This window comes from Jiella sonneratiae, assembly GCF_017353515.1.
GTDB lineage: Bacteria > Pseudomonadota > Alphaproteobacteria > Rhizobiales > Rhizobiaceae > Jiella > Jiella sonneratiae.
The window spans coordinates 159,000-179,548 of sequence record NZ_JAFMPY010000003.1 but is presented as its reverse complement, the minus strand read 5'-3'; the positions used below and the strand labels follow the sequence as shown (position 1 = coordinate 179,548).

At 68.1% G+C, this 20,549-nt stretch carries 21 protein-coding genes; 12 read left to right on the top strand and 9 right to left on the bottom strand.

Annotation, left to right across the window (positions count from 1 at the left end; translation table 11 throughout):
- The first annotated feature begins 155 nt into the window (after positions 1-155).
- Genes greA through J1C47_RS03100 form a run of 3 tightly spaced genes read left to right on the top strand, consistent with a single transcriptional unit; the run spans position 156 to position 2,190 of the window.
- Positions 156-629 carry a transcription elongation factor GreA gene (greA, locus tag J1C47_RS03115; RefSeq protein ID WP_207349261.1) on the top strand — a complete coding sequence of 158 codons (474 nt, stop codon included), beginning with the start codon at positions 156-158 and terminating at the stop codon, positions 627-629.
- Positions 630-660: 31 nt separating this feature from the next.
- Positions 661-1,125, top strand: a complete 465-nt coding sequence (locus J1C47_RS23605) for a BrnT family toxin (RefSeq protein WP_245396326.1) — start codon at positions 661-663, stop codon at positions 1,123-1,125.
- 12 nt (positions 1,126-1,137) lie between these two features.
- Positions 1,138-2,190, top strand: coding sequence for a glycosyltransferase family 4 protein (locus tag J1C47_RS03100; protein ID WP_207349259.1), 1,053 nt, complete (start codon positions 1,138-1,140; stop codon positions 2,188-2,190).
- Between the two features lie 160 nt (positions 2,191-2,350).
- Here J1C47_RS03100 and J1C47_RS03095 read toward each other — a convergent pair whose 3' ends face one another.
- Both J1C47_RS03095 and J1C47_RS03090 read right to left on the bottom strand, forming a co-directional pair.
- Positions 2,351-3,187, bottom strand: coding sequence for a glycosyltransferase family 25 protein (locus J1C47_RS03095; protein ID WP_207349258.1), 837 nt, complete (start codon positions 3,185-3,187; stop codon positions 2,351-2,353).
- A gap of 5 nt (positions 3,188-3,192) precedes the next feature.
- The gene (locus tag J1C47_RS03090) at positions 3,193-4,578 is read right to left on the bottom strand and encodes a TrkH family potassium uptake protein (protein ID WP_207349446.1); all 1,386 of its coding nucleotides are present in this window, start codon (positions 4,576-4,578) and stop codon (positions 3,193-3,195) included.
- A 267-nt stretch (positions 4,579-4,845) separates the two neighbouring features.
- Here J1C47_RS03090 and trxB point away from each other — a divergent pair, with 267 nt between their 5' ends.
- The 3 genes from trxB (at position 4,846) to J1C47_RS03075 (ending at position 7,644) form a co-directional block, all read left to right on the top strand.
- Entirely contained in the window at positions 4,846-5,817 is a 972-nt protein-coding gene (trxB, locus tag J1C47_RS03085; RefSeq protein ID WP_207349257.1) for a thioredoxin-disulfide reductase, read from the top strand.
- A gap of 54 nt (positions 5,818-5,871) precedes the next feature.
- Positions 5,872-6,768, top strand: coding sequence for a LysR family transcriptional regulator (locus J1C47_RS03080; RefSeq protein ID WP_207349256.1), 897 nt, complete (start codon positions 5,872-5,874; stop codon positions 6,766-6,768).
- 84 nt (positions 6,769-6,852) lie between these two features.
- Entirely contained in the window at positions 6,853-7,644 is a 792-nt protein-coding gene (locus J1C47_RS03075) for a metallophosphoesterase (RefSeq protein ID WP_207349255.1), read from the top strand.
- Between the two features lie 146 nt (positions 7,645-7,790).
- On the opposite strand, the gene J1C47_RS03070 is transcribed toward J1C47_RS03075, so the two are convergent.
- The 3 genes from J1C47_RS03070 to J1C47_RS03060 form a co-directional block, all read right to left on the bottom strand.
- Positions 7,791-8,276 carry an SRPBCC family protein gene (locus tag J1C47_RS03070; RefSeq protein ID WP_207349254.1) on the bottom strand — a complete coding sequence of 162 codons (486 nt, stop codon included), beginning with the start codon at positions 8,274-8,276 and terminating at the stop codon, positions 7,791-7,793.
- A gap of 290 nt (positions 8,277-8,566) precedes the next feature.
- Positions 8,567-8,845 (bottom strand): hypothetical protein, encoded by a 279-nt coding sequence (locus J1C47_RS03065; RefSeq protein WP_207349253.1) that lies wholly within the window; start codon positions 8,843-8,845, stop codon positions 8,567-8,569.
- Between the two features lie 268 nt (positions 8,846-9,113).
- Positions 9,114-9,362, bottom strand: coding sequence for a hypothetical protein (locus J1C47_RS03060; protein WP_207349252.1), 249 nt, complete (start codon positions 9,360-9,362; stop codon positions 9,114-9,116).
- A 596-nt stretch (positions 9,363-9,958) separates the two neighbouring features.
- Between J1C47_RS03060 and J1C47_RS03055 the strand changes: the two genes are divergently transcribed.
- The gene (locus tag J1C47_RS03055) at positions 9,959-10,978 is read left to right on the top strand and encodes an SOUL family heme-binding protein (RefSeq protein ID WP_207349251.1); all 1,020 of its coding nucleotides are present in this window, start codon (positions 9,959-9,961) and stop codon (positions 10,976-10,978) included.
- 154 nt (positions 10,979-11,132) lie between these two features.
- Here J1C47_RS03055 and J1C47_RS03050 read toward each other — a convergent pair whose 3' ends face one another.
- Positions 11,133-11,816 carry a queuosine precursor transporter gene (locus tag J1C47_RS03050; RefSeq protein ID WP_207349250.1) on the bottom strand — a complete coding sequence of 228 codons (684 nt, stop codon included), beginning with the start codon at positions 11,814-11,816 and terminating at the stop codon, positions 11,133-11,135.
- 163 nt (positions 11,817-11,979) lie between these two features.
- Positions 11,980-12,279 (bottom strand): 50S ribosomal protein L28, encoded by a 300-nt coding sequence (gene rpmB / locus J1C47_RS03045; RefSeq protein ID WP_207349249.1) that lies wholly within the window; start codon positions 12,277-12,279, stop codon positions 11,980-11,982.
- A 296-nt stretch (positions 12,280-12,575) separates the two neighbouring features.
- Between rpmB and J1C47_RS03040 the strand changes: the two genes are divergently transcribed.
- The 4 genes from J1C47_RS03040 (at position 12,576) to J1C47_RS03025 (ending at position 18,702) form a co-directional block, all read left to right on the top strand.
- Entirely contained in the window at positions 12,576-13,367 is a 792-nt protein-coding gene (locus J1C47_RS03040; protein ID WP_245396325.1) for a DUF3108 domain-containing protein, read from the top strand.
- A gap of 284 nt (positions 13,368-13,651) precedes the next feature.
- Positions 13,652-15,871, top strand: a complete 2,220-nt coding sequence (locus J1C47_RS03035) for a DUF2610 domain-containing protein (RefSeq protein ID WP_207349247.1) — start codon at positions 13,652-13,654, stop codon at positions 15,869-15,871.
- Between the two features lie 293 nt (positions 15,872-16,164).
- Entirely contained in the window at positions 16,165-17,130 is a 966-nt protein-coding gene (locus J1C47_RS03030) for a cyclase family protein (protein ID WP_207349246.1), read from the top strand.
- Between the two features lie 147 nt (positions 17,131-17,277).
- Positions 17,278-18,702, top strand: coding sequence for a DUF2252 domain-containing protein (locus J1C47_RS03025; protein WP_207349245.1), 1,425 nt, complete (start codon positions 17,278-17,280; stop codon positions 18,700-18,702).
- Positions 18,703-18,794: 92 nt separating this feature from the next.
- On the opposite strand, the gene J1C47_RS03020 is transcribed toward J1C47_RS03025, so the two are convergent.
- Both J1C47_RS03020 and J1C47_RS03015 read right to left on the bottom strand, forming a co-directional pair.
- On the bottom strand, positions 18,795-19,226 hold the full coding sequence (locus J1C47_RS03020; protein ID WP_207349244.1) for a hypothetical protein: 432 nt from the start codon (positions 19,224-19,226) through the stop codon (positions 18,795-18,797).
- Between the two features lie 4 nt (positions 19,227-19,230).
- On the bottom strand, positions 19,231-19,623 hold the full coding sequence (locus J1C47_RS03015) for a hypothetical protein (RefSeq protein WP_207349243.1): 393 nt from the start codon (positions 19,621-19,623) through the stop codon (positions 19,231-19,233).
- A 75-nt stretch (positions 19,624-19,698) separates the two neighbouring features.
- Between J1C47_RS03015 and J1C47_RS24195 the strand changes: the two genes are divergently transcribed.
- Positions 19,699-20,295: a hypothetical protein gene (locus tag J1C47_RS24195; protein ID WP_207349242.1), complete on the top strand. Its 597-nt coding sequence runs from the start codon at positions 19,699-19,701 to the stop codon at positions 20,293-20,295.
- Positions 20,296-20,549: the final 254 nt, after the last annotated feature.

Here is a 20,549-nt window from a genome sequence, read left to right as displayed (position 1 = left end):
GTCCGGAACGGCAACGCCGTTCGGGGCTGGTTTTCTTATTGTGTCGGGGGTGGAAATTCCCGACAATCCTCGAAAGACCGGTTTCACGCAGAGCGCGAAACTTTCGCAAAATCGACCTCGCGCCAGGCGCGCGGTCCGCAATGAAGGTGGAGGCCATGGACAAGGTCCCGATGACGAGTCGCGGTTTCGAGGCGCTGCGGGAAGAGCTGCGCCGTCGCCAGCAGGAGGAGCGGCCGCGCATCATCGCGGCGATCTCCGAGGCGCGCGCTCATGGCGACCTCTCCGAGAACGCCGAATATCACGCCGCCAAGGAGGCGCAGAGCCTCAACGAGGGCCGCATCGCCGAGCTGGAGGACCTGACGGCCCGCGCCGAGGTGATCGACGTCTCGAAGATGTCCGGCGACCGGGTGAAGTTCGGCGCCACCGTCAAGCTGGTCGACGAGGACACCGAGGAGGAGAAGCGCTTCCAGATCGTCGGCGATCAGGAAGCCGACGTGAAGGAGGGCAAGATCTCGATCTCCTCCCCCATCGCCCGGGCGCTGATCGGCAAGAGCGAGGGCGACACGGTCGAGGTCGCGGCGCCCGGCGGCGCGCGGTCCTACGAGATTCTCGAAGTGATGTGGCGGTAGGCACCGGCTCCGCAGTCCGGATGGGCTCTCGATGGATTACGAGCATGATCCGGACAAGAGCGCATCCAACAAGCTGAAGCATGGTATCGACTTCGAGGAAGCAAAATCGCTCTTCGACGACACGAGGCGCTTGGAACTCGATGCGCAATCGCAGAGCGAAGCCAGATACGTCGCCGTCGGAAGGCTCGGAGGCAGGCACTGGGCGGCAATCTTCACCCGCAGGGGCGCCGCATCCGGCTCATCTCGGTGCGACTGGCACGAACCAGCGAGGTACGGTTCTATGAAGGCCCATGACATCGACCTCGTCTTCGACGAGGGTGGTTCGCTCGACGGCATCGTCGACTGGTCGAAAGGGCGCCGGATCAACCAGCCGGCCACGACTGTCTCCATCGAGCTGTCGCCGAGGCTGATCGATGCCGTCGACGGCGAGGCGGAGCGAAGGGGTCTGTCGCGGGAAGACGTCATCCGTGCGCTGATCTCGGATCACCTCGCCTGACCTGATCTCTGCTTGCCCGACCTTTCCGCCATCCACGTCATCGCGCCCAACTTCAAGCGGCGGCTGTCCGGCGTCACCTCGACGATCGTCCAGCTCGTCCCCTTCCAGGCCCGCAGCGTCGCCATCGTGACGCTGGGGCCCGGCCTGCCGGCGGATCTTCCCCGCATGCGCTGGCGCGATCTTCCGAAGCTCTGGCGCAGGCCGCAAGGCCGGCCGTTTCGCATCTGGCATGCCCGGCGCAACACCGAGATGCTGGCGGGCGTCGTCCTGCGGGACGTGCTGCGCGCGCCGCTGAAGCTCCTCTTCACCTCTGCCGCCCAGCGCCGCCACACCGCCTGGACGCGGTTTCTCATCTCCCGCATGGACGCCGTGGTCGCGACCAGCGAGCGCAGCCGGGCCTATCTCGAAGTGCCGGCCCGCGTCGTCATGCACGGCGTCGACTGCGAGCGCTTCAATCCCGCGGGGCCGTCGCCCGCCGGCGAGCTCGCCGCCGCCATGGCCGGCCGCAAGATCGTCGGCTGTTCCGGGCGCATCCGCCATCAGAAAGGCACCGATCTCTTTGTCGAGGCGATGATCGCGCTCCTGCCCTCCCATCCCGACTGGTCGGCGGTGATCACCGGCCGCGTGACCGCCGACAACGAGGCCTTCGCCGAGGACCTGCGCCGCCGCATCGCCGCGGCGGGGCTCGCGGAGCGGATCGTCTTCGCCGGCGAGGTCGACGACGTCGCCGCCTGGTTCCGGCGATTCGATCTCTATGTCGCGCCGCCCCGCAACGAAGGCTTCGGGCTGACCCCGCTGGAGGCGATGGCGAGCCGCACCCCGGTCGTCGCCAGCGACGCCGGCGCATTCGCCGAGCTGATCGTCGAGGGCGTCACCGGCCGCGTCGTGCCGCCGGGCGACGCCGCCGCCCTCGCTGCCGCCATCGCGCCTTATCTCGCCGACGACGCGCTCCGCGAAAGAACCGCCGCGGCTGCCCTCGCCCACGTCCGCAGCGCCTTCCCGCTGGAGCGGGAGGCCGGAGAGCTCGCCGCCGTCTACGAGGCGCTCTGGTCCGCCGCGCGGTAGTGGCTTGAATTTGACATGTGAGTCGCGACCGGATGAGGCGTCGTATCAACTGTCAGATTCGAAAAATCCACGAGAATCATAAACTTGGCTGGTGGTCTTTCGATTCCGACATTTGCCGCGCGGTCTCCACGAGACGGTGCCAAATGTCGGAATCGGACCGCTAGCGCCGCATTTCGGCGTCGAGTGCCGCGCGCGAGATCGGCAGGAGCTGCTCGAAGGCCGCGGCGTCGAAGGCTGCCCGGCGAAAGTCGACGTCGGCGAGCCGCCGCAGCTGGACGAGGCCGAGCCTGAACTGCGTCGCCTGCCGCCGCCACAGATAGGGCAGATTGTCCATCACGGGCGCAAGCGGTTGGCGCGGCTGGTGGATCGAGGTCGTGGTCGACAGCCCGACCTCGAAGCCCCGCTCGGCGAGGAGATGCACCTGCATCGTCGCCGCCGGCTCGACCTGTGCGATCGTCAGCCGGCAGACGCCGAACATGTAGGCGTCGACGGGCGCGGCACGCCTGTCCGCCCGTTCGAGCAGCCGGCGCGCCCCGGCCTGCGACAGGTAATAGGCCCCGGCCCCGGATTTTTCGCGCGCGACGGGCGTCAGCCGGAAGCCGCCGAACCTCGTCGGCGGCCGCTTCGAGAAGAACTTCCGCCGGTCGACCGTCTCGAAGTTGACGAGGTCGTAGCCGCTGTCCGCGACGCGCGCCGCCGCCTCGGCGAAATGCGTCGAGAAGATCGTGTCGTCCTCGAGGACGATCAGCCCCGCCGCCGCCTCGGCGGCCCGCCGCCAGAGCGTGCGGTGCGACAGGAAGGCGGCGAGCTCCGGCCGGGTCATCGGCCGCTCCCACCGGGTGGAAAGCCGCCGGAACGTCGCGTCGTCGACCGCCCCCGCCTCCACCGCCGCGAATCGCTGCAGCGCCAGGCCGAGGCTCTTCGCCTGCACCTCCATCAGCGCCCGGCGCTCCGCCGCCCGGTCGAGGTTGATGTAGACGATGGCGGGGACCGGCATCGGTCTCAGTCCACCCAGACCGACGGGAAGAACAGGATCAGCACGGTCACCAGTTCCAGCCGGCCGAGCAGCATCGCCGCCGACAGGACCCAGAGCGCCGGATCGGGCACGGTGGAGAAGTTGCCCGCCGGGCCGATCACCTGGCCGAAGCCCGGGCCGACGTTCGACAGCGCCGTCAGCGTGCCGGAAAAGGCGGTGATCAGGTCGAGACCGAAGACCGTCAGGAGGACCGTCCCCATCAGCAGCGTGCCGAAGAACAGGAAGAAGAAGATAGTGACGGTCTGGATTGTCTGGGCGCTGATGTCGTCGTTGCCGTATTTCAGCCGGATCACCGCATGCGGCCGCACCAGCCGGCGGAAGCTCGCCCGCACCACGAGATAGAGGACGACGAGGCGGTTCGCCTTGATGCCGCCCGCCGTCGAGCCGGCGCAGCCGCCGATGAAGGAGGCGAGGAAGAAGATGCCGATCGCCGCGTTCGACCAGAGCGTATAGTCCTCGGAGGCGTAGCCGGTCGTGGTGATCACCGAGACGAGGTTGAAGGTGGAAGAAATCAGCGCCTCGCCGAAGGGCGTCTCGTTGATGATCCGGCGCGTCACCGCGATGGCGAAGCTCAGCACCGCGCAGATCACCACGAAGACGACGATCTGCGGGTCGCGCCAGAGCTGGAACCGCCGCGGCAGGAAGGCCCGCACGTAGACGACGAAGGGCAGCGCCGCCAAAAGCATGAACACCGTCGAGGCGATCAGCAGCGGGTTGCTGTCGAAATAGCCCATCGAGGCGTCGTGGGTCGAGTAGCCGCCGGTCGCCAGCGTCGTCATCGCGTGGTTGGTGGCGTCGAAGAACGACATGCCGAGCGAGGTATAGGTGATGGAGCAGAGCAGCGTCAGCGCGATATAGGCGGCGATCAGGCCGCCGGTCAGCTGGTTGACCCGCGGCAGCACCTTGTCCGACTTGTCCGAGCTTTCCATGTGGAACAGCGCGAGGCCGCCGGCCTGCAGCGACGGCAGGATGAGCAGCACCATGCCGATGATCCCGATGCCGCCGAGCCACTGCAGCAGCGAGCGCCAGAGGAGAATGCCGCGCGGCAGCGAATCGAGCCCGGAAATCACCGTCGAGCCTGTCGTCGTCAGGCCGGACATCGATTCGAAGATCGCGCCGGCGAAGGTGACGTTCACCGAGGAGAAATAGATCGGCAGCGCGCCGATCAGGCAGGCCGCGAGCCAGACGGTGGTCACCAGCAGGAAGCCGAGCTTCTGGGTGAATTGCGGCCGCTCCCCGCGCGTCGCCACCGCGACCAGCGCGCAGACCACCCCGACGAGGAAGCCGGTGCCGACGAACACGCGCCAGTCCTCGTTCTGGTCGGTGAGGTCGGTCAGTGCCGGCAGGAGCATGGCAAAGGCGAGGCCGAGGCCGAAGCTCGCGGTGACGTGGGCGATCGTCCTGAAAATGTCCGCCTCTCGAAGTGCTGGCCGGCCCTTTCGCAAGGCCCCGGACCCGCTTCTCTAGTGCGTCGGGGCGACGGCGGCAATTCACCGGGGCGCCGCGCCGCCGTCTTGGCAGCGCGGACAGGCGCTCGTGTTGCAGCACGGCATCCCCTCGTCTATTGAACGGGTCGATCCCCGTTGCCATCTGCCAGACGCATTGCTCGCGAGGCTGCCATGTCCGAACGTCACGCCAACGTCCTCATCCTCGGTTCCGGTCCGGCCGGCTACACCGCGGCGATCTACGCCGCCCGGGCGATGATGAAGCCGCTGATCGTCGCCGGCCTGCAGGAAGGCGGGCAGCTGACGATCACCACCGACGTCGAGAACTATCCGGGTTACGCCGAGCCGGTGCAGGGTCCCTGGATGATGGAGCAGATGAAGGCGCAGGCGCTGAACGTCGGCGCCGAGATCGCCAGCGACATCATCGTCGCGGCGGAACTCGGCCGGCGCCCGTTCCGGCTCACGGGTGATTCCGGCACTGTCTATACCTGCGACGCGCTGATCGTCGCGACGGGCGCCCAGGCCAGGTGGCTCGGCCTCGACAGCGAAGCGACCTTCCAGGGATTCGGCGTCTCCGCCTGCGCCACCTGCGACGGCTTCTTCTATCGCGGCCGCGAGGTCGTCGTCGTCGGCGGCGGCAACACCGCCGTCGAGGAGGCCCTCTACCTCTCCCACATCGCCCGCAAGGTCACCCTCGTCCATCGCCGCGACGAGCTCAGGGCCGAGCGCATCCTGCAGGAGCGCCTGTTCAAGGCCGAGAACGTCGAAATCCTCTGGAACACCGCCGTCGAGGCGGTGCTCGGGGTCGAGAAGCCGATGAAGTCGGTGACCGGCATCCGCCTGAAGAACACAGTGACCGGCGAGACCAGCGAGAAGCCGGTCGACGGCGTCTTCGTCGCCATCGGCCATGCGCCGGCGGTCGATCTCTTCGTCGGCCAGTTGAAGCAGAAGCCGTCGGGCTATCTCTGGGTCGAACCGGGCACGACGCGCACCTCGCTCGAAGGCGTCTTCGCTGCCGGCGACGTTGCCGACGACGTCTACCGCCAGGCCGTCACAGCCGCCGGCATGGGCTGCATGGCGGCGCTGGAGGCAGAGAAGTGGCTCGCCGAACAGGCGCTTTCCGAACCGCGCGCGGCGGCGGAATAGCGCGCCGATCCCCCTTCCGGCCGCGGCGCCGGATCGCTTGAAGGACCAACCACCATGGCCCTCGACTGGGACAAGCTGCGGATCTTCCACGCCGCCGCCGAAGCCGGCTCTTTCACCCACGCCGCCGATGCGCTGAATCTCAGCCAGTCGGCGATCAGCCGCCAGGTTGCGGCGCTGGAAAACGAGATCGGCGTGCCGCTGTTCCACCGCCACGCCCGCGGCCTCGTCCTGTCGGAACAGGGCGAACTGTTGTTCCAGACCGCCAACGACGTGCTGAAGCGCCTCGAGACGGTGCGCATGCAGCTCACCGAGACGAAGGAAAAGCCGACCGGCAAGCTGCGCGTCACGACGACGGTCGGCCTCGGCTCCGGCTGGCTGACCGAGCGGGCCCGCGAGTTTCTCGAACTCTATCCCGATCTCGAACTGCAGCTGGTTTTCGACAACGAGGAAATCGACCTCACCATGCGCAAGGCCGACGCGGCGATCCGCCTGCGCCAGCCGCAGCAGCCGGATCTCATCCAGCGCCGGCTGTTCACGGTGCATCTCCACGTCTATGCCGCGCCGAGCTATCTCGCCCGCTTCGGCACGCCCGAGACCGTCGAAGACCTCGACCGGCACCGGATCATCACCTTCGGCGAGCCGGCGCCGAACTATCTGCGCAACCTCAACACGCTGGAGACGGTGGGCCTGCCGGAAGGCAAGAGCCGCAGTCCGATCCTGCAGATCAACAATCTCATGGCGATCCGCTCGGCGATCGAGAGCGGCACCGGCCTCGCGCTCCTGCCCGACTACATGATCGACAAGCGCTCCAAGCTCGTCCAGGTCCTGCCGGAGATGGAAATGCCGGCCTTCGACACCTATCTCTGCTACACCGAGCAGATGCGCAGCGCCGCCAAGCTGAAGGTGTTCCGCGACTTCCTCATCTCCAAGGCCCGCACCTGGGCCTACTGAGGCGGTCCGGCGGCGGCGCGGTCGGCGCGGCGCCCCTAGGCACCGGCGCGCCCGGACACCACCTGCGATGCGAAGGCAGAGATCTTGGCGAAGGACCCGGCTTCGAACGGACCGACCGACATCGTCGCGATCGGCGACGTGCACGGCGAATCGGAGCTGCTCCGGCAGTTCCTCGCCGGGATCGACCGGCTGGCGGCGGATCGCGGCGTTTCGCCGGCGATCTATCTACTCGGCGATCTCGTCGACCGCGGCGCGGACAGCCGCGGCGCCATGGAGGTGGCCGAAGCCGTTCTGTCGGAACGGCCGGGCTCGAAGCTCCTGCTCGGCAATCACGACGAATGGCTGTTGCGCTTCCTGTCGGGCGAACTCGACAGGGAGGAGACGCTGCACTGGATCGACCAGGGCGGCGGCGAGACCCTTGCCTCCTACGGCTGCAGCGCGGGCGACAGCCTCGATACGATGCGCCGGGCGATCGACCGGCGCTGGCCCGGGCATCGCAAGATGCTCGCCGCGGCTTCGGCGATCGAATTCGCCGGGCCTTTCGCCTTCGTCCATGCGGGGATCGATCCGCGCCGGCCGCTCGAGGCGCAGCGCCGCCAGGACTGCATCTGGATCCGCGCCCCCTTCATGAACCACGTCGGACGGCTCAGCCACCTCGTCCTGCACGGCCACACGCCGCAGAAGGCAGGTCTGCCGACGATCACGGAGAATCGCCTGTCGCTCGACACCGGCGCGGTGTTCACCGGCTGCCTCACCGGCGCCTGGGTCGATACACGCAGCGGCGCGATCACCTGCCTCCAGGCGGTGGACTGCCAGGATCTGGAGGAGGTGGAGCCGCGGCGGCTCGACCGCGGCTTCGGCACGGGGCTCGGCTGAGGGACCGGCGGCGGCCGCGCCTGCCGCTATTTCCCGCAGAGCGCCGGGCCGTCACGGCGCCGGGATCGGCCGACGCCGCGGCGGCGCCGCAGCTTCGCCTGCCCCAACGCTCTGCCCCCGGCCGCCGGCGCCGCAGCGTCCCGGCGTCACATCTTGCCGGCTTTTTCCTTCAGCGAGGCGAGCCCGGCGTCGTAGATCCCGCCGATCACCTCGGACGCCTTGTCGTCGCTGGCGCCCTTGGCGTCGAAATGCCCGGACCAGTCGACCGTCGCGCTGTCGCCGGATCCCGAGACGCTGATCGTCGATTCGTAGTTCTCGACCGGCAGCGGCCCCTCGAGGATCTTGTAGGTGTAGCTCATCTTGTCGTCGTCGCGGGAGACCTCCTCCTCGACGAGCGTCGCGCCGTCGGGCAGGGTCAGGGTCCGGACGTTCTTGCCGCCGTCCTGTTTGAGCTCGCACTTCTTCACGGCCGGGTGCCAGTTCTGGATGTCGCAGAACGTGCCGATCATCTTCCAGACGCTGTCCGGCGCGGCGGCGATCTCGGCCGATTTTGACACCTCGATGGCAAAGGCCGGCGATGCGGCGACGAGGCCGGCCGCGGCCAGGGCGAGCGTCTTCACGCGAAACGTCATGATGTCCTCCCATGCGCCGCCGGACGTCTCGCCCGCGGCGCCCTCCCAGGGTGCCCGTCGGCTAGCTAGGCGCGGCCGCCGCATCGGCAATCGGCGACGGCGGCCGGTGGCCGTTTTGCCGCAGCCGCGGCGCGACGGGCGTGACGAAGCAGCGCCGCACTCTTCTGTCCTGGACCCTTCGTTCTTAACGCACGCCAGACGCAAACGCACCCGGCGACCGCGCTTCGCGCGATCGCCGGGCGGTACCGTTCGGCGTGGTCGGCCGTCAGGCCGGCGCGGCCGGGCCGCGATCAGCCGCAGACGCGAACCTTCTTGTAATACTTGTAGTAGCCGTCATAGACCGCGATGGTCTTCCACCAGCAGTGCTTGCGCTTCTTGTAGTACTTCACCTTCGGCTTGTGGTAGTGGACCTTTGGCTTCGGCTTGTAATGGTGATACTGGTTATAGTCGTAGTCGTAATAGCCGACGGGCTGGACGTAACCGCCGACCTGTTCGGCCGCTTCGACGGAGGCGCCGAGGGTGACGGTCGATGCGAAGGCGATGGCAGAGGCGAGGAGGAGACTGCGCATTGCAACACCTTTCTTTCCGTTAGGTGACTTTCCTAGCACGAAGTTCGTAGCCCCCGTCAACTGAACGGAATCTGAACGACACACCATTCCGCTACGTCAAGTTGGAGGATGAGCGGCGCCGCGCTTCTTTCGTGTCGGCAGCGATTGTCCATCGTGACCGGCGCGGTCGCACGCGACCTCCGGACACGAAAAAGGCGGCACCAGCCCCGCTGATGCCGCCGTTCTCATTCCGGTCGAAGCCCGCTCCCCGCGGGCGGCCGAGGTCGCCTCAATGGCAGACTTTGGTCTTCTCGACGACCTTCTTGCCATGGTGATAGCGGACCACCTTCTTGGTGTAGCAGTCCTTGTGATGCTTCACCTTCTCCACGACCACCGGGCCCTTGTGGATCACGTGATGGCGAGGCGCCGGGGCATGCGTGTCGCCGATGACGACCTTCACGTCGGCGGCCTGGGCGGCCGCGCCGGCACCGAGGCTCGCGGCGAAGGCAAGAGCGGAAGCGATGATCAGTTTACGCATAACGACAATCCTTTCAGGTCGTTGGTCGTCGAATGAACGATGATCGAACCGTATCGTTCCCCAACTGAATGGGCGCTGAACGATCAGGATTGCAGACGTTCAGGGACGCGACGCACCGCCGGCTACCGGACGGGTCGAGCCCAATGGCGCGACGGGAAAGGTGAGGGAAAAGCCGCACTGCTTCAAAGGCGCGAAGGCGCCTAAGCCGGCTTCCGGGAACCGGGCTTGGATGGCGCCATCACCCGACGCAGGGCAAAAAAAATAGGCGGCCCGAGGCCGCCTGAAGTTTGGCTGGAGTATCAGGTCGAAAACCCGATATCGCCACAACGCATATCCGCCGAACATGGTTGCAGTTGGGCAACGCCCTCCGACAAAATTCTTTGCATCCGCATTCGGCCGTCACCATCTCGTGAAATAGCAGCGCGCGAAACGTGATCGCGGTGGCGCCTTCGGGCCTGCCGGGCCTGCTTCGCCGCAGTGCGCAACCATTGGCGCGGGCCGACGTTATCGGGCAGCATCCGGCGGCTGAGCGGCCGGCCGCCTCTCGCGCCGTCCCGCCTCGCCTTCGACGCATCAGAACGTCAGGAGTTTTGCATATGTTTCGGGACAGACCGAGCACTTACGAGCAGGTCACCAACGCCCTCGGCGCGCTGAGCGAGCGGATCGGAGAATTGGAAGGGCAGCTGGCCGAACGGATCGATCCGACCCCGACCGCGGCCGAGCGCGCGCGGCGGGCGCTGGGACGGGTCATTCCGGGGATGACGCCTGAGCCGACCGGCCTTTCGCGCTACCTGCCGCATCTCTCCGACTACTGGCCCGACGACGCCGGCCGGCGCGCCCGCCGTCAGGTGCGGGCGCTGCAGGATGCAGGCGGCGACCTCGCCCACGGCGCGGAAGACTACTTCGATTCCGCCCGCCGGCATCTCTCGAACTGGTCGGCGCCGGCCCTCGCCTCGCTGCGCGGCCATCTTCCCGCCCGCTACCGGCCCGAGCCTGAGGCGCGCAACCGCGAACTGACGGCCCTTCTCGTCCTCGGCGGCGCGGTCGTCGCCGTCGGCGCGGCCTACTACGTCACCAAGAAGGTCAACGAGCACAGCGAGGAGCCGGACTACGACGTCGTGCGCTCGGACGGTCCGGTCGACATCCGCGACTATGACGGGATGATCGTCGCCGAGACGGTGAAGAGCGGCTATCACGAAAAGGCCCGCCGCCTCGGCTTCACCACGCTCGCCGACTACATCTTCGCGAAAAACCGGCCGGGCAAGCGCATCAAGATGACGACGCCGGTGCTGCAGCAGCTCGCCGACGGCGAGGGCCGGTCCAAGGGCTGGGCGGTGCGCTTCGTCATGCCGAAGAAGTTCACGTTGGCGAGCCTGCCCGAGCCGGGCGGCAGCGACGTCGAGTTGAAGGAAGTCGCGCCGCGCCGCGTCGCGGCCATCCGGTTCAACGGCAACTTCACCGCAACGCTTGCCAGCAAGCATCTGATGACGCTCTATAATTACCTGGCGGACAACAATCTGAAGCAGAAGGGCGATCCGGAATACGCCTTCTACAATCCGCCCTGGACCCCGGGCTTCCTGAAGCGAAACGAGATCCTCATCGAAATCGAGCGCTGATCGTAACGCGCACGACGGCCGACCGGCCGCGACGCGCCAGACATCATAAACCGCAAAGGCCGGCGATCCGATCGCCGGCCTTTTTCATGTGGTTGTCGGTGTCGATCGAGATCTGGATGGTTCCGCCGATGCCGGCCGGTCGATCCGGGCCGGCTCAGGCCGGCTGCGGCCGATAGGGCATGAAGCGCTGCATGATCACCCGGTAGGGAATCAGGGCGAAGACCGAGATCAGCAGCTTCACGCTGAAATCGCCGATCGCCCACGAGATCCAGCGCGGCGTTTCGGCATGGAAAAGGCCGAGCAGCGGCGCGCTTTCGAGCGCGAAACCGTCGTTCGCGCCGAGGAAGACGAAGGCCGGCGCGAAGGCGATCGAGAAGAAGGTGATCGTGTCGAGCACCGAGCCGCTGAGCGAGGAGAGCGCCGGAGCCCGCCACCAGCGATCTTGGCGCAGCCGGTTGAACACCGCGACGTCGAGGAGCTGCGCGGCGAGGAAGGCGCTGCCGGAGGCGACGGCGATGCGGAACAGGCGCTCGGCGGTCGTCGCAAAGCCCAGGAGGCCGAGATCGAAGAGGAGCGGCGGCACCAGCAGCGAGCAGATCACCGCGGCGGTAAAACCCGCATAGACCACCCGCCTCGCGACCCGCGGGCCGTGACGCCGGTTGGTGAGATCGGTCACCAGGAAGGCGAAGGGATAGGTGAAGGCGCCGTAGGTCAGGACGTCGGCGAGCTGCAGCCCGCCGATCTCCGCGAACAGCGGATATTGCACGGCGACGTTGGAGGCGAGGACGATGACGGCCATCGCCGCCACCGGCAGCGCGTAGATGCGTGGGACGCTCATTTTTTTATCCTGGGTGATGGAACCAGCCAAGTTTTGGCGCGGCCGGCATGGCCACGCGGCGATCGTCATGCGCGGGACGAAACCCACGCGGACATCGGCATGACGGAGGCGCGGCGCCGGAGGCCACGTCCCGGCCGCGCCGGTGCCGGCCGGTCCGCCCTGCTCAGGCCGCGGCGGGAGCCTCGGCGACCTTCTTGGCGATCTGGCGCTTCAGGAGCCGCGCGCGCTGCGACAGTTCCTTTTCGTCGGCCTTGAGCAGGAAGGCGTCGAGGCCGCCGCGGTGCTCGACCGAGCGCAGCGCATGGGCCGAGACGCGCAGCCGGAACCGCTGGCCGAGCGCGTCGGAGATCAGCGTGACGTTGCACAGGTTCGGCAGGAAGCGCCGGCGCGTCTTGTTGTTGGCGTGCGAGACGTTGTTGCCCGTCTGGACCGCCTTGCCGGTCAGTTCGCAAGCGCGTGACATCGGTTCACCTTTCAGATTTCAGACTGCCGTCAAACCCTTCGGCCGCGCGCCGCCGTGAACAACCGGCGCGATCATCGCTTCGGGCATGATCGGGAAAATCCCGCGCTCTATAGTCGCGATCGAAAAATGCGTCAAGGTTTCGCCGCCGCCGCAGGCGCCCTGCGCGGGAAGCGCCGGGTGTGGCTTTGGTTCAACTCGCCAAGGCCTCGGTCCTGCCTGTAGGATCGGATGAACGATCCCGTTTCCGGGACGTTTCAGCCAGACGGCTTCGACCCCCAGAGATGCGGCACCCTCCCATGCGCTTCAGGCACCTTGCGATTCGTTTCGCCACCCTCGCCGCCCTCGCCGTGCCGGCCGCCCCCGCGGCGCGCGCCGCCGATGGGACGGTGACCACCGAATACGGCATGGCGCTGGTCGGCCTGATCATCGGCAAGGCGACCTTCGACACGGTGATTGACGGCGACCGCTTCAGCGTCGAAGGCCGCATGTCCTCCGCCGGCCTCGGCAAGCTGGTCTCCAGCACCGGCGGCACCAGCCGGGTCTCCGGCCGGATGACCGCCCGCGGTTTCTCCCCCGAGCGCTACGCCCTCGACTACACCTCCGACGGCAAGCACTGGACGAGCGACGTGCGCATGCGCTCCGGCCGCGTCACCTCGTCGAATGTCAGCCCCAAGCGGTCGCGGGACGAAAAGCCCTCCTACGTCCCCGTCGAGCGCGCGCAGCTGACCTCCGTGCTCGATCCGCTGAGCGGGCTGATGATCCGCACCGGCGACGCCTCCGGCGTCTGCCGCCGCACCCTGCCGCTCTATGACGGCTGGTCGCGGCTCGACCTGAAGCTCGCCCCGGCCGGCCGGCAGACGGTCTCCCTGGCCGGCTACAGCGGCGAGGCCGCCGTCTGCAACGTCCGCATCGATCCGGTCAGCGGCTACGACAGGAAGTCCAAGGGCCTGCAGTTCCTGAAAAGACAGACGATCGCGCTCTGGTTCGCGCCGGTTGCCCGGCCGGACGTCTGGGTGCCGGTCTATGCGCGGATCCCGACGACCATCGGCCCGCTGACGCTGCAGGCGACCTCGGTCTCGACGAAGTGACCGTCTCGCCGTTCGGCCGTCCGGGCGTCCCGGGGCAATCCCCAGGGCGTTGGCCCCTTCCCCTCCACGCGACTGCCCTGCCGGTCGCCGCTGCAGCATCCGCCGCATCCGCCCAAGCAGATCGCGGATGAAACCGTTCCCGCGCAGCACCGCCATGCCGGTTTCCTGCAGCGTCCGCGCGGCTTGACGCTCGGCGGACTCTTCCGTTACGTCCGAAAGGTGCCGGCGCAGGAAATTCCATTTGTCGCCGAGACGGTCTTGCTTGAAACGAACGGCAGCCCGCGATGAAATACGTCCTGGCGATCCTTGCTCTCTTGCTTGCGGCGGCGACCTTCTCCCCTGCCGCAGCGGAAGAGCGGATCGCTCTGGTCATCGGCAACGACCGCTACGAACACCTGCGGGTCGACAGCCAGCTCGAGCGGGCCGGACGGGACGCGGCGGCGATCGGCAACGCGCTCGAGACGATCGGCTTCAGGGTCCTGCGCGGCAGCAATCTCGACCGCCGCGACATGCTGGCGATGATCCGCCGGTTCCGCGCCACGGTGAAGCCCGGCGACGTCGCCCTGTTCTTCTTCGCCGGCCACGGCGTCGCCATCGACGGCACCAACTATCTCCTGCCGACCGACATCCGCCCCACCGGCAAGGAGGAGATCGCAGCCGCCGCCGTGCCGGAGACACGGATCGAGTCGGATCTCCTCGATGCCGGCGCGAAGACCGGCGTGCTGGTCCTCGACGCGTGCCGCAACAACCCCTTCGGCGCCGGCAAAGACCGATCGCTCGGGCGCTCGCGCGGCCTCGACGCCTCGCATGCGGTTCCCGGCATCTTCAAGCTGTTCTCGGCCGGCACCGGCCAGGCGGCCATCGAAAGTCTCGGCGAGGCCGACGCCGATCCGAACTCGCTGTTCACCCGCATCCTCGCCGCCGAGATCAAGAAGCCCGGCCAGAGCCTGATCGATCTCACCTATGCGGTGAAGCGCCAGGTGCTCGCCCTCTCCGGCAACCGCCAGAACCCGGCCTATTACGACGGCGGGTTTGCCGCCGACGTCTATCTCGCCGGGCGCGGCGAGCCCGAGGCACCCCAGGCGCTTTCCTGCTCGGGGGCGGGAACGCATTTCGCCGTCGCCCAGAAGCTCGGCACGCGCGCCGCGCTGGAGGCCCATCTCGGCTTCTACGGCCACTGCCCCTATGCGCCCTTCGCCAAGGCGCTGCTCGATTCGATGGAAAAGGAGGGAACGCCGCAGGCGGTGCTCGCCGATCCGCCTTCGGTCGAGGGCGCGGCGGAGCTCGCGAAGACCGAGGCGCTGGTGCGCGGCTGCGGCCTTGCGGCGGCGAGCCCGCGCGACGCCGGCCGGCCGGAGGACATGCCGGGCGTCGCCCTCGCCTCGATCGACGCGGCAAAGGCGATCCCGGCCTGCGAGGCGGCGGTCGCGGCGCGGCCGGAGGACCCGCGCCTCGCCTATCAGCTCGGCCGTGCGCTCAGCGCCTCGCCCGAGCGGCGTCGAGAAGCTGCCGCGGCCTTCGGCAAGGCCGCCGATCGCGGCTTTCCCCTCGCCCAGACGAGCCTCGGCCGCCTCTATGCCGGCGGCATCGGCGTGCCGCGGGACGTCGGCCGCGCCGTCGATCTTTACCGCAAAGCGGCGGTGCGCGACGACGCCGTCGCGCAGTTCGAGCTCGGCCAGATGTACGAGAAGGGCCTCGGCCTGCCGCGCAACCTGCCCGGCGCCCTCACCTGGTACGAGCGGGCGGCCGAGAACGGCAGCCGGGCGGCGCATGGCGCCGCGGCGCGCATCCTCACCGACAACGCCTCCGGGTTCGGGCGCACCGGCGACTATGCCCGGGCGGCCGATCACTGGCGGGAGGCCGCCAGGGGCGGCGACGCGGAGGCGGCGTTCAAGCTCGCCATCGCGCTGCGCGACGGCCAGATCGAGGCGAACTCCGAGCACGAGATGATGGACAGCTTCGACGCGGCCGCCCGCACCGGCAGGGCCGACGCCCTGATCGCGCTGGCGCGGATCCATCTCCAGCGGCGTCACAATCGCGACGCCCTCGACCTCGCCTACCGGGCCTACGACATCGCCTCGAAGGCGCCGATCGACAGCGAGAACGGCTGGCTGCCGCTGCAGTTCATCTCCGCCTCGCTGGTCGTGAAGATCGTCCGCCAGGCGCGTCTGCTGCCCCGCTCGCAGCGCGAGTTCGACGGCTTCCGCAACGATTTCTCCGACTTCGGATTCCGCCGCTTCACCGTTCCCGCCACCTGCGACGGCGAGACCCGGCCCTTCTCGATCTATGCCTGGGACTGGTCGCGCGACCACGACATGGTGGGCCCGCAGCTCGAATGGCTGGCCAAGGCGCGGGGCTGCAAGGTCCCGGCCGGGATCGCCGAGGATTTCGGCAAGGCGTTTGCGGACGCGCGCAAACGCAATGTCGGCTATGCCGACCTGATCCTGTCGACGCTGCACGACGTGAAGAAGGAAACGACCGGCGCCGCTGCCGACATGCCGTGAGCGTGCGGGCCGGCTCCCCCGGCATTCGCCTGCACCGGCATTCCCGCACCGGCCGGCCCGCTCGCAAAGCTCCCCCCGAGGCGTCTCGGCCCGGCTCGCGCCCTGCCCGGCTGCGTCGGCCTAATCTCAAAAATCCGCTTTGGATCAATGTTTTGCGAAAAGATTCTCGGAAATCACTTTCGCTTGTCCGCACCCGCCGGGCCAGCCAAGTGGCGCGCGCAACCCGCCCCTAGCCAAGCCCGCTGCCCGCTTGCTAGGCTCGCCTCCGGTCTCGTCATCGAAGGGGTTGCGACATGCGGCAGCGGATCGTTCGGCACCTGGCGAAGGGCGCTCTCGCCACTCTCGCCTTCGGCATCGTCGCCTGCGGCGCGGCCACATCGGCTGCGCAGGCCGAAGACGGCGGGCCGGAGGGCCTCTGGTCGGTCTATGACGATGCGCTGAAGGGCGCGAAATACGTCGACCTCACCCACACGATCACGCCGAAGATCCCGGTCTGGGCCGGCTTCGCCGATCCGACCTTTGCGCCCGCCAAGGCCGGCAAGGATCTCGAGGGCTATGCGAAGAAGGGCGACACCTACAGCTACGAGAAGCACGGCTTCGAGGCGACGGACTATCACCTGCCGACCGACCAGCTCGGCACGCAGCTCGATCCCCCCGCCCACTGGGCGCCGGAATATCCGGCGATCGACGAGCTCCCCGCGACCTACACGCTGCGGCCGCTCGTCGTCATCTCGATCGTCGACCAGCTGAAGGACGATCCGAACTACGCGCTGACGGTCTCCGACGTCGAGGCCTGGGAAAAGCAGCACGGCCGCGTGCCGGAGGGCTCGGTCGTCTTCGTGCGCTCCGACTGGTCGAAGACGTGGCCGGACCCGGCGCTCGCCACCCTGACGAAATTCCCGCAGGTCGGCCTCGACGCGCTGAAGTTTCTGCACGAACAGCGCCACATCCTGTTCCACGGCCACGAACCGCTCGACACCGATTCGACGCCCAATCTCGAGGGCGAGGACTGGCTGATGCATCACGGCTACGCCCAGGCCGAGGGCGTCGCCCATCTCGACGAGGTGCCGGCGACCGGCTGCCTCGTCTCGATCGGCTATCCGAAATTCGGCGGCGGGCTCGGCGGCTACGCCCGCTACGTCGCGATCTGCCCGCCCGACTGGCAGTACGGCGTGACCGTCGGGCCGAACGACGCGCCGCTGCCGAAGTCCGACAAGAAGCTGCACTACGACGCGGCCGCGGGAATGCGGGTGCGCTGAACCGCGCCCCGCCCCCGCCTGCGCAACCCCCGTCCCTCCGCCCGCGCCTTCCCTCCGTCCGAGCCGGGCAGGCCGCGCGGCGCGCCACGGAACGGCGGCGCGCGAAGCCGCGTTGCCACGAGAGCGCGAAAAGGACAGGGAGCAGGCATGGCCAAGGATCGCAAGAAGCAGACGGACGAGACGAAGACCAGGACCACGGAGGTCAAGCCGTCCCGCAAGGCAGACGGCAGCGTCGAGTCGTTCCGCGAACTCTCCCGGCGCGTCGCCACGGGCGAACAGCTCGTGCCGCCGGTCTTCCTCAAGGGCCAGGCGCGGCGCGAGCATGTGCGCTCGACGCTGCGGGAGGATCACGCCCAGCGGATCGAGCAGCGCAATCCGGCCGCCGCGGCAAAGTTCGACAAGCTCGCCGATGACTTCTTCAAGTTCTTCCGCGGCACCGCACTCCTGTTCTATCGCGACATGGTCGGCCAGGACGCCCACATGCCCTCGGTGATGGCGCTCGGCGACGTCCATCCGGAGAATTTCGGCGTGATGCCGGACGAGAACGGCGCGCCGATCTTCGGCGTCAACGACTTCGACGAGACGATCTACGCCCCCTTCACATGGGACCTGAAGCGCGGTGCCACCGGCTTCTGGATCGCCGCCCGCGAGGAAGGCGGCCTCAACCGCAAGAAGCGGCGCAAGATCGTCAAGAAGTTCGTCAAGGGCTATCTCGAGGCGATGCAGTCCTATGCCGAGCACGCGACGGAAAAGAACGACGGCTACCGCATGGACAATTCCCCTGCGGTCATCCAGCGGCTCTTCGAGGAGGCCTGGGAAGAGCGCCACACCTGGCTCTGGGACGATTACCTCAAGCCCTCGGGCCGCGGCTTCCGCGCCTCCGACGAGCTGCAGCCGATGTCGAGCGAGATCGGCAAGTTCCAGAAGGCGATCGACGATCTGGCGAAGGCCAACGGCATCGACGCGCCCGACCGGGCCGGCGAGCTCAAGGTCAAGGACGTCTGCATGCGCCACGGCCAGGGCACGGCGTCGCTCGGCCTGCCGCGCTACTACGTGCTGATCGAGGGGCCGTCGAAGGACGCCACCGACGACCTGATCATCGAATTCAAGCGGGCGCGCCAGTCGGCGGTCGAGGGCCTCGCCCCGCCGTCGGAGTTCCACGCCGGCGCGAAGGCCGATCGGATCGCCCACGGCCAGTCGGTGCAGCTCGCCCATGGCGACATCTTCTACGGCGCCGTCGAGATCGACGGCGAGAGCTTCATGAGCCGCGAGCGCGCGCCGTTCCGCGACGACATCGACCTCGACGAGCTGAGCTTCGGCACCTGGAAGGAATATGCCGAGGTCTGCGGCGCCGCCCTGGCGCAGGCCCATGCGCTGTCCGACGATCTCGGCCAGATCGACTACGACGTCGAGCCCTCGATCATCGCGGCGGCGACCCCGCGCGCCCTCTTCGTCGCCGACATCGTCCGCTATGCCGAGGAAGCCGCCGACCGGCTCGAGGCCGATCACGCCTTCTTCCGGGAGGACCACGCCCTCGGCGCCTTCGACCGGATCGACATGGTCTATCGCTGATCGCAGCTTCGGTGCCTTGGTCGCGGCGGCCGGGCGGCCGGCGCGCCCAGCACGGGGTCGCTCCGACCGACGCGGCGCCGTCGCAATTCGCGTCACTTGCCGAGCGTCGCGTCCGAGGTGCTCTTCTCGATCACCGGCTTCTCGCCCGGCTGATGCGACATCGTCATCGTCCGGCTCGACAGGTCGTCACCCTTGATCTTCGTCTTGGTCCGCGACTTCGAGAAGGTGCCGCCGTCCTGCGCGCTTGCCCGCGACTTCGCGTCGAGCTTGTCCTTGTGGGCCTTCACCTGCGTTCGGCTGTCGGTTTTGCCGTCCACGGCCGCCGCCGAACCGCCCGAGCCGATGGAGGCGGCATAGTCGCCGTCGGCGCCGGTGGAGGCGCCGCCCGTGCCGAGCGTGGTCGCAGCGGTGCCGCCGGCGGCGGCGCTGCCGCCCGAGCCGATCACAGCCGCATCCTCCGCCAGTGCCGACAGGGAGACTGCCGAGGTCATGATCCCGGCGAAGAAGAATGTCGCGATCCGCATCGGTCTACTCCGTCTCGTCGATGACGACGCACTTGCCGTCGGATTGGGTGACCACCGTCCGGCCGGAACCGTCGCTGGACGAGGCCATCGCCGTCGCACCGGTTCCGGGGCTCGTCTGCGTCACGGTCGCGCCGCCCGCCGAGTTCGATGTGGTGACCTGGCCGTTGCCGGCGGTCACGCTGGTCGACATCGACTGACCGCCGCTGCCGCCGCCGATCTCGGTCGAGCCGCTCACGCTGCCCCCGCCAGCCCGGATCTTCGAGGCGAGGCCCGGATTATGGTCGAGGTCGCTGCGCTTGATCGTCACGCAGTCGTCGGTGCTGGACGCCGCCATCGCATTGCCGGTGAAGGTCGAGGCCGCGGCCGTCGCCACGGCGAGAAGGATCGAGACACGCATTGCCGCCTCCCATTCGGTTCGTGGTGGCCGGCCCCTTGCGGAGCCGGCCGTGGATCGTGCGAGTTAAGTCAGCACTTGCCCTTTTTCGCCTGGCCCGGCGCGCAGTCCTTGTTGGAGGTGTCGTCCTGCGCCGCGCCGGCCGCGCTGCCGCCGGTGCCCATCGAGGAGGACGACATGCCGGCACCGGCCGAGGTGCCGCCCGTGCCCATGGTCGATGCCGAGCCTGAGCCGCTGGCCGAGCCCGCGGCGCTGCCGCCCGTGCCCATCGACGAGGACGACGCGCCGTCGCCTGCCGAAGTGCCGCCGGTGCCCAGCGTCGAGGCCGAACCGGAGCCCGAACCGTCACCCGAACCGGACGCGCTGCCACCCGTGCCGACTGAAGAGGACGACGTCCCGTCGCCCGCCGAAGTGCCGCCGGTGCCCAGCGTCGAAGCCGAACCGGAGCCCGAACCGTCACCCGAACCGGACGCGCTGCCACCCGTGCCGACCGATGAAGACGACATGCCGTCACCCGCCGAGGTGCCGCCCGTTCCCAGCGTCGAGGCCGAGCCGGAACCCGAGCCGTCGCCGCTCGACGAGGTCGAACCACCCGTGCCGACGGTCGAGGACGAAGTGCCGTCCTGGATGATCGTGCCGCCCGTGCCGGTGGTCGAGGAGGACGACTGCGCATAGCCGAGACCGACGCTGCCGGCGAGAAGAATCGTGGCAAGAGCTGTGGTCTGGAGGTATTTCATTGACTTTCTCCCGTAAGTTACATCCGCCTCGTCTTGCGAGAGCGAACTGGTGAGGAGAAGGACGGCGAAGATTATTTCGTTCCTTGCCAGAATGTCGCATTATCAGATAGATAAACGAGTCGTTCATCAACCGTTCATCTTCGAGGCAAGGGGATCCAATGCATAGGCGGAATATGAGGCTCACAGAGCGTT